We start from the raw sequence: 12,876 nt of genomic DNA, 5'->3' as shown, positions 1-12,876 counted from the left end.
GGGTGTCTCCTCGGTGGGGGTCGTCGCAACTGCCGAGGACGACCGGCCCCCGTCTCCGGGACACGAAAAAGGCCGTTCGTCCGAACGGCCGCTTCATGACTGAGAGGTGCCGCTCCTAGGAGGAGCGCCACCAGCTCAGGCATGAGGAGAGATGCACGACCCCAGCATAGCCGGGTCCGCCCATCGGATCAGTTCAGGAAGGACCTGATCTGGGTGAGGGTGATGGTGTCGGTCAGGAAGCCGATGTGGGTCTGGCAGGCCACGTAGTTGTTGGTGGCCCCGCTCAGGATGGTGCTGGTGTAGGGGATGATGACGCCGTCGCACGGGGAGTACCAGGTCCCGTAGGTGGTGCTGCCCGGGGTCTCGTCGCCGGAGCTGAGCGTGTTGATGAACGACGAGCCGGGATACATCTGCTGACAGGTGACGTAGATCAGGCAGGCGCTCGCGAAGGTGGTGCCGTGGTTGGCGCCGGCGATCGACGCGAGCCGCCGGACGTACTGGGCGCCACCCAGCTGCTTGACGTACCACTGGCTGACCAGGCCACCCATCGAGTGGTTCACGATGTCGACCTTCGACGCGCCGGTGCGGGCCCGGACCTGGCTGACGTAGGTGGCCAGGCCCTGGGCGTTGGTGATGTTGTTGCCGTAGGAGTTGTACTCGTACGCGAACAGTTCGCTGCTCGAGTAGCCGCCGGAACGGAACAGCGACATCGCGGTGGTCCAGTTGGACGCGCTGCCGGTGTAGCCGTGCACGAAGACCACCGGCGTGCCCGGGGCGGCGGCCGCGGGCAGGGCCGGGCTCAGCGCGAGCGCGGCCACCACGGCGGTGACGAGGACGAGAAGACGGCGCATGAGACCTCCAGGGGAAGTTCAGGGGGGTCTCTGCATCCTTTGTGCAATAAGTTCGCCACACATCCGTGAAATCGCCAGTGATCAATGAGGGTCAGCCTCCGCTGTTGGCGGCCTCGACCGACTTCTTCAAGGCGGGCGCGACCGGCCCGCTGAGCTCGGTCAGCTCGTGGATCCGCCGCTTGTGGGTGCGCCGCGTCCGCCGGTCGAGGACGAGGCCGAGGTCGCCCGCCGCGATGACGGCCACCAGTGCGGCGTCGGCCGCGTCGACCCGGCCGACCGGCTTCTTCAGCGCGTTGCCGACCCGGCCGAGAATCTCCTTGCGGACCCGGGGATCACGCAGGGTCACCCTGGTCGCCGGGAACATCCCGAGGATCCGGTACGGCTGGAGGCGCGCCCAGCCGCCGTCGCCGAGCTGCTGCCGGACCGTCCTGGTGGCGGCGCCCTGGTGGCGGCCGACCCAGTGCTGCCACTTGCGCGGCTTGGCGGCGGCGATCTCGGCGCGGACCGCCTCCAGGAAGGGGTCGTCACTGGGGCGATGGCCACCGGCGACGACGGCGCGGCCTTTCTCGTCGGTCAGGTGGCCGCTGCCGTACAGGTCGGCGAGGGCCGCGGCGCGCAGCATGGCGCCGAGCTGGGTGGTGAACCGGACCCGGCCCTTGCCGGGGTCGTAGGCCAGCAGGTAGACACGCTGGGGAAGACTTCCGGGCACTGTCATGTCACTCCTCTTCCCGCTCGGACGACTCGAACGACTCGAACGGCTCGGACGGCTCGGACGGCTCGAACGGCTCGGACGGCTCGGACGGCTCGGACGGCTCGGACGGCTCAGGCGCGGCGGACGGCCGGCCCGGCCCCCGCATCCGGCCGACGCCACCGGGAAGGCGGCCGGCGTCGGCGAGGGCCTTGCGCAGCAGGTACTCGATCTGCGCGTTGGTGCTGCGCAGCTCGTCCCCGGCCCAGCGGGCGAGTGCGTCGTGCACCGCGGGGTCGAGCCTCAGCAGCAGCTTCTTGCGCTCGGTGGCCATCCGACTAGGAGTAGAGCGTTCCCGCGTTGACCACGGGCTGCGCGTCCCGGTCGCCGCACAGGACCACCAGCAGGTTGCTGACCATCGCGGCCTTGCGCTCCTCGTCGAGGTCGACGACGTCGTGCTCGGCGAGGCGGAGCAGGGCCATCTCCACCATGCCGACGGCGCCCTCGACGATCCGGGTCCGGGCCGCGACGATGGCGTTCGCCTGCTGCCGGCGGAGCATGGCGTGGGCGATCTCGGGCGAGTAGGCGAGGCGGGTCAGCCGGGACTCGATGATCGACACTCCGGCGGCCGCCACCCGTACCCCGATCTCCTCGGACAGCCGCGCGGTGATCTCGTCGGCGTTGTCGCGCAGCGACATCCGGGCGGTGTCGTGGGAGTCGTAGGAGTAGCTGTTGGCGATGTGCCGCACCGCGGTCTCGGTCTGGATGGCGACGAACTCGATGAAGTCGTCGACCTCGAAGACGGCGCGGGCGGTGTCCTCCACCTGCCAGACGACGACGGCGGCGATCTCGATCGGGTTGCCGTCGGCGTCGTTGACCTTGAGGACGTCGGTCTCGTGGTTGCGGATCCGGGTGGAGATCTTGTGCCGGGCGGTGAGCGGGTTGACCCAGCGGAGCCCGTCGTTGCGCACCGTTCCGGTGTACCGCCCGAGCAGTTGCAGGACGCGGGCCTCACCGGGCGCGACCGGAGTGAGACCGACCAGGGTGATCAGGGCGCCGAGCAGGAGCAGGACGCAGAAGCCACCGACAATCCCGGCCACCGCGTCGTCCCGCGGGACGACGATGAAGAAGACCACGATGCTGAGGACCACCACCACCAGGCCGACGATCATGAAAGGCCAGCCCGAGACGTCCCGGGCGGCGCGCTCGCGGACCTGCGGGGCGGGCAGGTCGAGGTGTTCGGTCATGTGGGGCTCCTTCCCAGGTTCGAAGGCTCAACAATAGCAATGTGATATCAGTTTTTTCAAACCCCTCCCCGGTACGCACAAAGCGCCGTTCCGCCCTGGCCGGGCGAAACGGCGCTGACAAGGACTAAACGGGCGTCGCCCGTACCGGAGATCTAACCGGCCGGGAGGGTGAGGGAGGCGAGGACCGCGCGGTGGTCGGAGCCGCGCACGGTGTGCACCTCGACGTCGCGCACCCCGATCCGTTCGTCGGCCAGCACGTGGTCGATGGTCACCAGCCCACGGGATCCGTCGAAGGACGGCCAGGTGGTGGTCAGGCCCCGCCCCACGGCGTCGGCCGCGTCGCGGTAGCCGGTGTCGATGAGGTCGCGCAGCTCCGCGTGGTCGAGGGTGGCGTTGAAGTCGCCGAGCAGGATGGGCGGCGGGCCATCCGTCCCGGCATGTGGCTGTTCCCGCAGGTCGGCGCTCCAGCGGGGGTACATCTCCGGGCCGACCGGCGCCAGCGGATGCACCGATTCGACGTGCACGGCGACAGCGCCGGGTGGCTGGATCGTCGCGTACGCCTGCTGGAAGCCACCGTCGTTGCGGCGGGTCGCCCGGGTGAGCATCGGGTGGCGGGAGTAGAGGCCGGAGCCGCCCGCGTCGTACGCCGGGGAAAGCTGCTGGTGGGGCAGCAGCTCGCCGATGCCGGCCGCTTTCAGGGCCGCCTCGCCGTCCGGGGTGAACTCCTGTACCGCCAGCACGGCCACGTCGTTGTCGCGGACCAGTTGGACGACCTGCGCCGGGTCGGCCTCGCCGTACAGGGTGTTGAGGGTGAGCACCCGCAGCGCCACCCCGCCGTCCGGGCCCTTGTCGAGGTCCGGCACGGCCCGGGGCAGCACGCAGGCGCCCATCCCGGCGGCGACGAGCCCGGCGACCGCGGCGGCCCGCCACCGTTTGGCGGCAAGCGCGGCGAGCAGCGGGATCAGGGTCGCGGCGGCGACGTACGGCGTGGCGGCGAACAACGTGATCAGCGGACCGCGTTCGAGCCCGAGGGCCCGGCCCACCAGCCAGAGGGCGCCGGGCGTCAGGAGCAGCCAGATCGCCACGGACAGAACGGTCCGGCCGCGGCTCGGGCGTTTCCCGGGCGGCGCATCGGTGACGGTCATGGCCGCGAAACTACCGAGCAAGCCTTACAGGAGCCTGTGACAGCGGCCGAAGTCACAACGCTCGTTGCCTCCCGGGGCCAATCCGGGCACCGGGGTTCAGCGCTCCGGGCGACCGTGCCGAAGTGATTCCTCGGGGGTGCGGCATGTCTCTGCTCCGGACCGGACTGTTCGCGCTGGCGTACGCCGTGGCCACGGTGGCCGGCCGGCTGACCGTCATGGACGACACCAACCTGAGCATGGTGTGGCCCGCGGCCGGGGTGATGTTGCTGTGGCTCTGCGCGCAACGGCACTCGCGCACTCTCGCGGTGGACGTCGCCGCGCTGGTCGCGGTCACGGTCACGGTCAACCTGGCCACCGGCGCGAGCGGCCGCTTCGTGGTGGTCGTCGTGGTCGCCAATCTCTGCCAGGTCGCGCTCACGCTTCTGCTGCTGCGCCGATGGCAGCCGGCGCAGTGGCGCGCGGACGGTCAACTGGTCCTCGCCCGGCCCCGTGACCTGTGGATCCTGATGGCCGCCACGATCGCCGGCACCGGTCTGGGCGCCGTCATGGGCGCCGCGGGGATGTGGCTGATCAACGGGAACGTCTCGGCGGCCAGTGGCGCGGTGTGGCTGATCCGCAACGCCGCCGGTGTGCTGCTGATCGTCCCGGCCGGGCTGCGGTTGTGCCGCCTCCCGGGCTGGACGCCGTGGTGGCGGGCGGTCCCCTGGTGGCGCTCGGCGGAGTGCGCGGCCCTGATCGCCGGCTCGGTGCTGGCGTACTGGTTCACGTTCGTCGTCCTGAACGGCCTGCCGGTGGCCTTCACCCTGATCGCGATCACGATCTGGGCCGGGCTGCGGATGCCGACCACCTTCGTGGCCCTGCACGGCCTGGTGGCGGGCACCGTGGCCGTGCTGTTCACCCTCGTCGGCCCCGGGCCGTTCGCCGACATCGTCGAGCACGCTCCACGGGCGCTGGTGGCACAGCTGTTCGTCAGCATGATCGCGGTGATCGGCCTGGTCCTCGCGCTGGGCCGGGACGAACGGCAGGCGCTGCTGCGGCAGCTCACCGAGGACAAGGCGGACCTGGCCCGGCAGAAGGACCAGGCTCAGCGGCACGGCCAGTTGCTGAGCGCGATCATCGACTCGATGACCGACGGCGTCACGGTGGTCGAGGCCGACGGCCGGGTGGTGCTGCGCAACGCGGCCCTGGCCCGGCTGCTGGGTGGCCGGATCACCCCGAACGACCGGGTCGCCGGCGCCTCCTTCTACGGGCTGTACCACCTCGACGGCCGGCCGATGGCCGACCACGAGACGGTGAACGCGCGCGTGCTGGCCGGCGAGGACCGGGCCTGGATCGAGATGCTGCTGCGCAACCCGGAGGTGCCGGAGGGCCGGATCGTCACCGCCACCGGCACCCGCCTGTTCGACGAGCAGGGCGCTCCGCTCGCCGTCGTGGTGCTGCACGACGCGACCGCCGAACGGCGGCACCGGGACGAGCTCACCGCGTTCGCCGGGGTGGTCGCCCACGATCTCCAGAACCCGCTGATGGCCATGCGTGCCTGGACCGAGGCGGCCGCCGACGCGCTCCAGGACGTGCCGCCGCACCCGATGGTCAGCGAGGCGGAGAGCAGCCTGCTGCGCGCGCAGCGGGCCGGCGCCCGGATGCGGGCCCTGATCGACGATCTGCTCGCCTACACCACGGCCCGGGACGCCACCGTCCGGCCGGTCGCGCTCGACCTGGAACGCCTGGTCACCGACATCGCCTCGGCGCGGGTCGATGCCGCGAGCGCCGCCGGCGGCCTGGTGCCGCGCTTCACGATCAACACCCCACATCAGGTGTACGGGGACCCGCCCCTGATCCGGCAGTTGCTGGACAACCTGATCGGCAACGCGATCAAGTACACGGCCGGGGACGTCGTACCGGCCGTCACCGTCACGTCGGCCGTGCGCGACGACCGCATCGCGGTGACGGTGGCCGACAACGGTGTCGGCATCCCGGCCGGCCAGCACGAGGCGATCTTCGGCAATTTCCACCGGGCGCACACCGGCTCCTCGTTCGCCGGCACCGGGCTCGGGCTGAGCATCTGCCAGCGGATCGTCCACCGGCACGGTGGCGTGATCAGCGCGGCCGACGACCCCGGTGGCGGCTCCCGGTTCACCTTCACGCTGCCGCCGGTTCCGCCCGGGAGCACCGGACCGGTTCACCCGGCGGAGACCCGGCACGGGCTGCCCGGCCGCCCGCATTCACCCGATCCACACCCCTGACGTGTTTCCGGTCCGTCAGTACCCGGCGTCCGACGACACGGCGCGAGAGGGACACGGATGCCGGAGAACGACGCGAACACCGCCCTGGCCGTCCTGCGCGGTTGGTGGCAACGGGTCACGGACGGCGAGACCGTCTCCGGCCCCGAACTCGACGCGGTTATCAGCCGGGGACGGCCCGCCCTGGCGGCGGACGGCGACGGTGAGGCGCACCGGCTGCTCGCGATCGCTCTCCACGAACGGTGGAACGGCGACCGTACCGGCTTCGACGACGCCGGGCGGGCCATCGCCCTCTGGCGGCACGTCCTCGACCGCACGCCGGAGGACCCGGTCGCCGCCTACCTCTGCGGCACCCTCGTCACCTTCCTGGCCGAGCGCACCCGCGACCGGGCCGACATCGCGCGGGCCGTGCACCTCGCGGACATCGCCACCCGGACCCTCGACAACGACGCCGCCTGGCACCTGTCCGGCCGGGCCCACCTGGTGCGGGCCTTCTCCGGTGGGCAGCGGGACGGTCTCGCCGTGGCGCTCGACCGGTTCGCCGAGGCGCTGCGGCGCGATCCCGGCGATCAACTGCGCTGCGAGATCGCCCGCGAACAGCTACGGGCCGCGTTCATCCGGTACGGCCGCGACGAACTCGACCGCGACGAGTTCCACGGCTACGTCGACCTCGGACACGCCGTGCTCGACGCCCCCGGCGACGCCGCCCTGGGCGACCAGGCGCTGCTGGCCGGAACCCTGGCCATGGTGGAGATCGGCACCGCCGTGCGGGAGGGCCGCGCCCACGACTTCACCCGGGTCCGGGCCCTGCTCGCCCGGTACCGCGACGTGGACCTGCCCGACCCGCACCTGCGTGCCGAGCTCGACGCCGCCCAGGCGACCCTCGACCAGATCGCCGGAACTCCCGGCGATCTCGACCGGGGCGTCGGCATCCTCGCCCGCCTCACCGGAAACGACCGCTATCCGGAGAAGAACCGCGCCGACTTCGCCGACATGCTCGCCCTCGCGCGCGGCGGCCGGGCCCTGCAAGAGGGTGATCTCGCCGCCTTCGAGAACGTCCTCACCGAGTTCGAGGACGCGTCCGACCCGGCCCTGCGGGCCCTCGCCACGGTCTTCACCGCCCGCCGCGAGGCGCTACGGCTGGCCGAGGAGGGTGACGAACTGGAGGCCGCCGCCGTGCTGCACGCGGCCGGAGAGGCGCTGCCCACCGGCAATCCCGCGACCGACCTGCTGCGCGGCATCCTCAGCGGCGCCGTGACCGGGGATCCCGCCGGCACCCCGATCACGGCTGCCGCCCGCGTCTACGCGCTGGCCAGAGCGGTGTACACCGCGGCGGTCGACGACGACACGGCTGCTCTGCGCCGGCTCGCCGCGGAGGTGGGCGGGTTGCTCGGCCACATCCCGGACGACTACGCGATGCTCAAGATCCCGGCGTACCAGACCGCGGGCTCCGCCGAACGGGAGCTGGCCCGCCGCGACCCGTCCGGTGGCGCGGCGGCGCGGGCGGCCGCCCACTACGCCGCCGCGTGCGCGCTCGCCGGTGGCCCGCACCACGCGCTCTGGCCGCAGCTGGCCGTGGCGCATGGGCAGAGCCTGCGTCTCGGTGACCGTCCGGACCAGGCCCGCGGCCGGGAACTAGGCCGGTCCGCCCTGGTCGCGCTCACCTGGCAGGCACTGATCCAGGCGGACACCGGCCGGGCCCTGGAGTCGGCGGCCGCCGCCGCCCGCCACGTGCGGACCGTCGCCGCCTGGTGTGCCGAGGACAACGCCGCCGATGAGCTGGTGGCGGTCCTCGACGCCGGTCGAGGGCTCGCCCTGCACGCCGCCACGGCGTCCCGCTCGATGCCCGAGCGGCTGATCGCCGCCGGGCACCCCGATCTCGCCACCGCCTGGCGGGAGACGAGCGGTGCCGGTGACTCACCCGACGACAATCTGCGGGTACGCGCGATGCACGCCCTCACCGCGGACTCGGACGTGCTCGCCACCGCGGATCCGGCCGGGATCCGGCAGTCGCTGACCGCGGTCGGCGCGGACGCGCTGGTCTACCTGGTCGCGGCCGACGACGACCGGCCCGGCCTGGCGGTGATCGTGCCGGTGACCGGCCCGGTCCATGTGCTGCCGCTGCCGGATCTGGCCACCGGGCGGGCCGTCGGCGGATGGATCGAGTCCGGCCGGGACCTGGTGCCGGAGGACGACGACGATCAGGACTCGTTCGACGACGTCTGCCGGTGGGCGTGGACGGCGTGCATGGGGCCGCTCACCGCGTTCACCGACCGGTGGCGGCTGGACCGGCCGGCCCGGCTGGTGCTGATCCCGACCGGCGCGCTGACCCTGGTGCCGTGGCACGCCGCCCGGTACGACGACGGCACCGGCCGGCACCACGCGATCGAGCGGCTGGTCGTCTCGTACAGCGTCTCGGCCCGGATGTTCCGGGACACCGCCGGGATGCCGCTGCGGTCCCCGGAGTCGGCGCTGATCGTCGGCGACCCCCGCGGCGACCTGCGGTACGCCGCCGAGGAGGCGCGCGACGTGCACCGCGACTTCCATCCCGGCGGCACGCTGTTGCACACGGCCACCCGGGACGACGTGCTCGACTGGATCGCCAAGCCGGGCCGCGGCCCGTCACTGCTGCACCTGGCCTGCCACGGCCACGTCGACCAGGACCGTCCGGCGGAGGCGAGCCTGGCCCTGGCCGACGGTGACCTGCCGGTGCTGGAGTTGCTCGCCCGGGCCCGCTCGGCCGGGCTCGACCTGGACCGGGTGGTGTTGTCCGCCTGCTCCACCGGGGCGGTCGGTTCGCTGCACGACGAGGCGGTCAGCCTGGCGACGGCGTTCCTGGCCGGCGGCGCGCACACCGTCTTCGGCTCGCTGTGGCCGGTGCCGGACGCCGGCACGGCACGGTTGATGCACGACATGCACCACCACCTGTCGGTGGGCGGCCACACGCCGGTGGACGCGCTGCGGCTGGCCCAGCTCGCCGCGCTGGAGGAACTGGACGAGGACGACGACGATCACGGGTGGGCGGCCTTCGTGCATCTCGGCCGTTGACGCACCCGGATCGCTCCCGGGCGGGACGGCCGGCGACACCCGGCGAGCGGAACCGTGAACGCCATGACCGCTCCGTCGCCTGCCGTTGACCTCACCGCTCTCGGTGTCGTGCCGAGCTTCACCGACGCGTTCGGTGTCGAGCGGATGCCGGCCGAGCCGACCCGCCTGGCCCTCGCCGAGCGGTTCCGGCGCAGCAGCCTGCTGGCGGCGGAGCCGCTCGTGGCGACCCCGGGCCGCCACCATCCGGCCCTGTACGGCACGCTGCGCCACGAGGACGGCACGACGACCCGGGTCACCGGCACCGTGGACCGGGCCGGCTACCACACGCTGACCGCCGACGACGGCACGGTACGCCAGGTGCTCGCCGCCGAGGAGTACCTGCCGCAGCCGCCGCGGACCGCCGGCCTGGCCGTGCAGCTTTACGCCGCCCGGACCCGCGACTCGTGGGGCATCGGCGACTTCCGGGACCTGGCGTACCTCGCCCGGTCGGTGGCGGCGCGCGGCGCGGGCGTGCTGCTGGTCAGCCCGGTGCACGCGATGGCCCCGGTCCGGCCGGCGCCGAACTCGCCGTACAGCCCGGCCAGCCGGCAGTGGCTGAACGTGCTGCACATCGCCCCCGGTGACGCTCCCGGCGCCGAGCGGGCCGACCTGGCCGACCTGGCCGCGGCGGGCCGGGCGCTGAACGCCGGCCGGCGCATCGACCGGGACGCGGTGTCACGGATCAAGCAGGAGGCGCTGGCCCGGATCTGGGCGGTGGTCCGCGACAGCGAGCCGGCCGAGTTCCGGGACTGGGCGGCCGGCCACGGCGACGACCTGCGCGCGTTCGCGACGTGGACGGTGCTGGCCGAGACCCACGGCGGCGACTGGCGCGCGTGGCCCGAGCGGTACGCGCACCCGCTGGCCCCGGCGGTGGCCGCGTTCGCCGACCAGCACGCCGACCGGGTGCGTTTCCACATGTGGTGCCAGTGGGTCGCGGACCGGCAGCTCGCGGTGGCCTGCCACAGCGGGGTGACGATCTGCCTGGACGCCGCCGTCGGTTTCGACTTCGGTTCGGCGGACGCCTGGCTCTTTCAGGATCTGCTGGCCCTGGACTTCGAGGTGGGCTGCCCGGCCGACCCGTGGAACCGGGAGGGCCAGCGCTGGGGACTGCCGCCGTTCGACCCGCACGCGCTGACGGCGGCCGGGTTCGCGCCGCTGCGGAACCTGGTCCGGTCGGCGCTGCGGCACGCCGGCGCGCTGCGCATCGACCATGTCATGCAGCTGTGGCGGCTGTTCTGGGTGCCGGCCGGCGGCCGGGTCGCCGACGGCGCCTACGTGCGGTACCCGGTGGACGCGCTGCTCGCCGTGGTGCGCATCGAGGCGTGCCGGGCCGGCGCGTGGATCGTCGGCGAGGACATCGGCACGGTCGCCGGGGAGGTCCGCGAGACGATGGCGGCGATCGGCATGCTCGGCTACCGCACCGAGACCGGTGACCGCTGCGCGTGGAACCCGGAGAACACGGTCGGCGCGACCGGCACCCACGACCAGGCCACCATCGCCGGCATCCTGACCCGCTCCGACCAGCGGGACATGGCCGGCATCGGCAAGGACTTCGACGCCGCCGACATCGAGCGGACCCGCGACGAGCTGCGCCGGGACGCAGGCATCGATCCGGCGGCGCCGGTCGGGCCGGAGCAGATCCGTGCGGCGGTGCTGGCCCAGCACCGCCGGCTGGCGGCCTGCCCGTCCCGGATCGCGCTGGCCACCCTGGACGACGCCGCCGGGGTCGCCGAGCGGCCCAACATGCCGGGCACCATCGACGAGTACCCGAACTGGCGGATCGCCCTGCCCGCTCCGGTCGAGGATCTGCTGGCCGCCCCGCTGGCCCGCGATCTGCTCGCCGAGCTGGCCGGGAGGTGAGAACCCGCCGCCCTGACCGAGGCGGACGTCGACGTTGGCATCGGAGCGCGTCCAAGAGCGGCGACCGGCTGACCCGGCCCCTCGTGCGGGAGAACGGCCGGCTGACCGAGACCGGCTGGGACACCGCGATGGGTACTCACCAGCGACGACGGCGGCGGGCATCGACGGCCGCGGCCGTGGCGGCGAGCGCGACCACCGCGAGGGTGAGCAGCACCCCGGCGGTCCCCCAGGCGACCATCGCCACCGACAGCAGCGCCCACACCACGCCGCCGACCACCGCGACGACGGCGCGGGTGGCGGGTGTCCAGCCGCGCCGGCCCGCCAGGGAGGGATAGTCGGCGGTCAGGCCCGCCACGATCTGGTCGAACTCGCGTTGCCTGTCACCGGTTCCCATGGCGTCACCTTCCCGTGCTAGACCGGCCCACCAGCGACCATTGTCCCCCTCCGGCGGGACATGTGTGCGGCCGCGGTCAGCCGGACCACTCGCCGGCCTCGCGATAGTGCCGGACCAGCAGCGGGGCCAGCAGGTACTCCTCCTCGCCGGGGAGCATGACCGGGGCGTCGCGCCAGGCCGGCCCGGCGAAGGCGGCGAGCGCTTCCTCGTCGCGCCAGCGGGACAGGTAGACCAGCTCGCCGGCCTCGTCGTCGACGAGCACCCGATGGCTCAGCAGGCCCGGGTTCTCGCCGGGGAAGGCACTCACAGCGGCCAGGATGTAGTCGGTGAACGCGGCCATCCTGCCGGGCACCACCCGGGCGGTCGAGGTGCGGACGATGACGCTCACCGGATCGGGTCCTTCGAGTGCGGGCTCGGACATCCGCCGATCCTCGCCGATCCACCGGCGCGGCGCGACCCCGGTCAGCCCGGGTCGCACCGGTGAACAGGGCATCGATCCGTCAGCGACGGTGACACCCGGGTGGTGATGCTGGTTCCGGTTCGCAGCCCGCTGACCTCCTCGACCGCGAGACCGTCCATTTCGACCGCTTGTTCCGTGCCTGGAACGCGGCTCGACTCCGAAGTCCGGCCGGCACTCCGCGTGAGCGAGGAACCCCGTCCACCGGCTCGCGTGGAAGATCGAGGTAGCCGGAGAGCCTGTTTCCTGGTTGTAGGTGGCCGCGATGTCGAGTCGCGCATTCGGGTGGCCGCGGCGTCATCCCGACTCGCCGGCGATCGTGGGTGACTGTAGTTTCGGGCCGATCTTGATTCCTGGTTGTCATCCGGACGACCACGATCGCCCAGGATCGCGCCGCTCGGCAACGATTACCCAAGATCCACATCGACGCTCGCGGACGGCTCGACCAGCCGGCGGGGACCGGCCGGGAGCGGCGTCCCGGGTGCCTGGCGAGCACCACCGCGACCACCCACCCGGAGCGAGCGGCAGCACATGCTGGGGTGTCCAACCGATCTCAGCCCGGCGGGCGCGGCACAGGCCGGAGCGGTCAGCGAGCCGCGCGGAACGGACGGGACGGTCCGAACGCGAACGGGACGAGGTCACGCGTACCGGGAAGAAGCCGGAAGCGACACGCGGAGCGAAGGGTCACCCCACCGGCGCGAGCGGGCGGCGTTTGCGGCCCAGCCCGTAGCCGATGATGCCGATGCCGATGCCGATGCCGATGCCGATGCCGATGAAGAATGGTGTCATGACGAAAGGGTCGAGGTAGCCGAGGCTCAGCGGCTGTCGCGCCGGCACGGCGATGAGCTGGAGGATCCGATCGGCGCCGGCCACGATCACGCGGCCGGCGCCGACGATATGGCCGTCA

General features: G+C 72.9%; 11 protein-coding genes. 3 read left to right on the top strand and 8 right to left on the bottom strand.

Translation table 11 applies throughout. The annotated features are described in order from the left end of the window. Nucleotides 1-188: 188 nt before the first annotated feature. The 5 genes from KZ829_RS25595 to KZ829_RS25575 all read right to left on the bottom strand — a co-directional run bounded on the left by KZ829_RS25595 (nucleotide 189) and on the right by KZ829_RS25575 (nucleotide 3,931). A complete protein-coding gene (locus KZ829_RS25595; protein WP_220146466.1) occupies nucleotides 189-851 on the bottom strand; it encodes an esterase/lipase family protein in 663 nt (220 codons plus the stop codon). A 91-nt stretch (nucleotides 852-942) separates the two neighbouring features. Then, nucleotides 943-1,566, bottom strand: a complete 624-nt coding sequence (locus KZ829_RS25590; RefSeq protein ID WP_220146465.1) for a GOLPH3/VPS74 family protein — start codon at nucleotides 1,564-1,566, stop codon at nucleotides 943-945. Nucleotide 1,567: 1 nt separating this feature from the next. Next, nucleotides 1,568-1,873: a type II toxin-antitoxin system antitoxin gene (locus tag KZ829_RS43285; protein ID WP_246636259.1), complete on the bottom strand. Its 306-nt coding sequence runs from the start codon at nucleotides 1,871-1,873 to the stop codon at nucleotides 1,568-1,570. Nucleotides 1,874-1,877: 4 nt separating this feature from the next. Next, nucleotides 1,878-2,786 carry an SPFH domain-containing protein gene (locus tag KZ829_RS25580; RefSeq protein ID WP_220146464.1) on the bottom strand — a complete coding sequence of 303 codons (909 nt, stop codon included), beginning with the start codon at nucleotides 2,784-2,786 and terminating at the stop codon, nucleotides 1,878-1,880. A gap of 152 nt (nucleotides 2,787-2,938) precedes the next feature. After that, a complete protein-coding gene (locus tag KZ829_RS25575; protein ID WP_220146463.1) occupies nucleotides 2,939-3,931 on the bottom strand; it encodes an endonuclease/exonuclease/phosphatase family protein in 993 nt (330 codons plus the stop codon). Nucleotides 3,932-4,074: 143 nt separating this feature from the next. Here KZ829_RS25575 and KZ829_RS25570 point away from each other — a divergent pair, with 143 nt between their 5' ends. From KZ829_RS25570 to malQ, 3 genes are all read left to right on the top strand, one after another. After that, nucleotides 4,075-6,174, top strand: a complete 2,100-nt coding sequence (locus tag KZ829_RS25570; RefSeq protein WP_220146462.1) for a sensor histidine kinase — start codon at nucleotides 4,075-4,077, stop codon at nucleotides 6,172-6,174. Between the two features lie 57 nt (nucleotides 6,175-6,231). Continuing rightward, the gene (locus KZ829_RS25565) at nucleotides 6,232-9,219 is read left to right on the top strand and encodes a CHAT domain-containing protein (protein WP_220146461.1); all 2,988 of its coding nucleotides are present in this window, start codon (nucleotides 6,232-6,234) and stop codon (nucleotides 9,217-9,219) included. A 63-nt stretch (nucleotides 9,220-9,282) separates the two neighbouring features. After that, on the top strand, nucleotides 9,283-11,118 hold the full coding sequence (gene malQ, locus KZ829_RS25560) for a 4-alpha-glucanotransferase (protein WP_220146460.1): 1,836 nt from the start codon (nucleotides 9,283-9,285) through the stop codon (nucleotides 11,116-11,118). A 136-nt stretch (nucleotides 11,119-11,254) separates the two neighbouring features. Here malQ and KZ829_RS25555 read toward each other — a convergent pair whose 3' ends face one another. The 3 genes from KZ829_RS25555 to KZ829_RS25545 all read right to left on the bottom strand — a co-directional run bounded on the left by KZ829_RS25555 (nucleotide 11,255) and on the right by KZ829_RS25545 (nucleotide 12,848). Next, nucleotides 11,255-11,512, bottom strand: a complete 258-nt coding sequence (locus KZ829_RS25555; RefSeq protein WP_220146459.1) for a hypothetical protein — start codon at nucleotides 11,510-11,512, stop codon at nucleotides 11,255-11,257. A 76-nt stretch (nucleotides 11,513-11,588) separates the two neighbouring features. Next, nucleotides 11,589-11,933 (bottom strand): antibiotic biosynthesis monooxygenase, encoded by a 345-nt coding sequence (locus KZ829_RS25550; RefSeq protein ID WP_220146458.1) that lies wholly within the window; start codon nucleotides 11,931-11,933, stop codon nucleotides 11,589-11,591. A gap of 720 nt (nucleotides 11,934-12,653) precedes the next feature. Beyond that, nucleotides 12,654-12,848: a hypothetical protein gene (locus KZ829_RS25545; protein WP_220146457.1), complete on the bottom strand. Its 195-nt coding sequence runs from the start codon at nucleotides 12,846-12,848 to the stop codon at nucleotides 12,654-12,656. Nucleotides 12,849-12,876: the final 28 nt, after the last annotated feature.

Origin of the sequence: Actinoplanes hulinensis (assembly GCF_019429605.1) — a bacterium.
Classification (GTDB): Bacteria; Actinomycetota; Actinomycetes; order Mycobacteriales; family Micromonosporaceae; genus Actinoplanes; species Actinoplanes campanulatus.
The sequence above is the reverse complement of the archived record's forward strand: the minus strand, read 5'-3'. Positions and strand labels throughout refer to the sequence as shown.

Excerpts from the sequence above, each read along its gene's own strand:
- KZ829_RS25595 (WP_220146466.1), bottom strand. The coding sequence starts at position 851 with ATGCGCCGTCTTCTCGTCCTCGTCACCGCCGTGGTGGCCGCGCTCGCG.
- KZ829_RS25590 (WP_220146465.1), bottom strand. The coding sequence starts at position 1,566 with ATGACAGTGCCCGGAAGTCTTCCCCAGCGTGTCTACCTGCTGGCCTAC.
- KZ829_RS43285 (WP_246636259.1), bottom strand. The coding sequence starts at position 1,873 with ATGGCCACCGAGCGCAAGAAGCTGCTGCTGAGGCTCGACCCCGCGGTG.
- KZ829_RS25580 (WP_220146464.1), bottom strand. The coding sequence starts at position 2,786 with ATGACCGAACACCTCGACCTGCCCGCCCCGCAGGTCCGCGAGCGCGCC.
- KZ829_RS25575 (WP_220146463.1), bottom strand. The coding sequence starts at position 3,931 with ATGACCGTCACCGATGCGCCGCCCGGGAAACGCCCGAGCCGCGGCCGG.
- KZ829_RS25570 (WP_220146462.1), top strand. The coding sequence starts at position 4,075 with ATGTCTCTGCTCCGGACCGGACTGTTCGCGCTGGCGTACGCCGTGGCC.
- KZ829_RS25565 (WP_220146461.1), top strand. The coding sequence starts at position 6,232 with ATGCCGGAGAACGACGCGAACACCGCCCTGGCCGTCCTGCGCGGTTGG.
- malQ (WP_220146460.1), top strand. The coding sequence starts at position 9,283 with ATGACCGCTCCGTCGCCTGCCGTTGACCTCACCGCTCTCGGTGTCGTG.
- KZ829_RS25555 (WP_220146459.1), bottom strand. The coding sequence starts at position 11,512 with ATGGGAACCGGTGACAGGCAACGCGAGTTCGACCAGATCGTGGCGGGC.
- KZ829_RS25550 (WP_220146458.1), bottom strand. The coding sequence starts at position 11,933 with ATGTCCGAGCCCGCACTCGAAGGACCCGATCCGGTGAGCGTCATCGTC.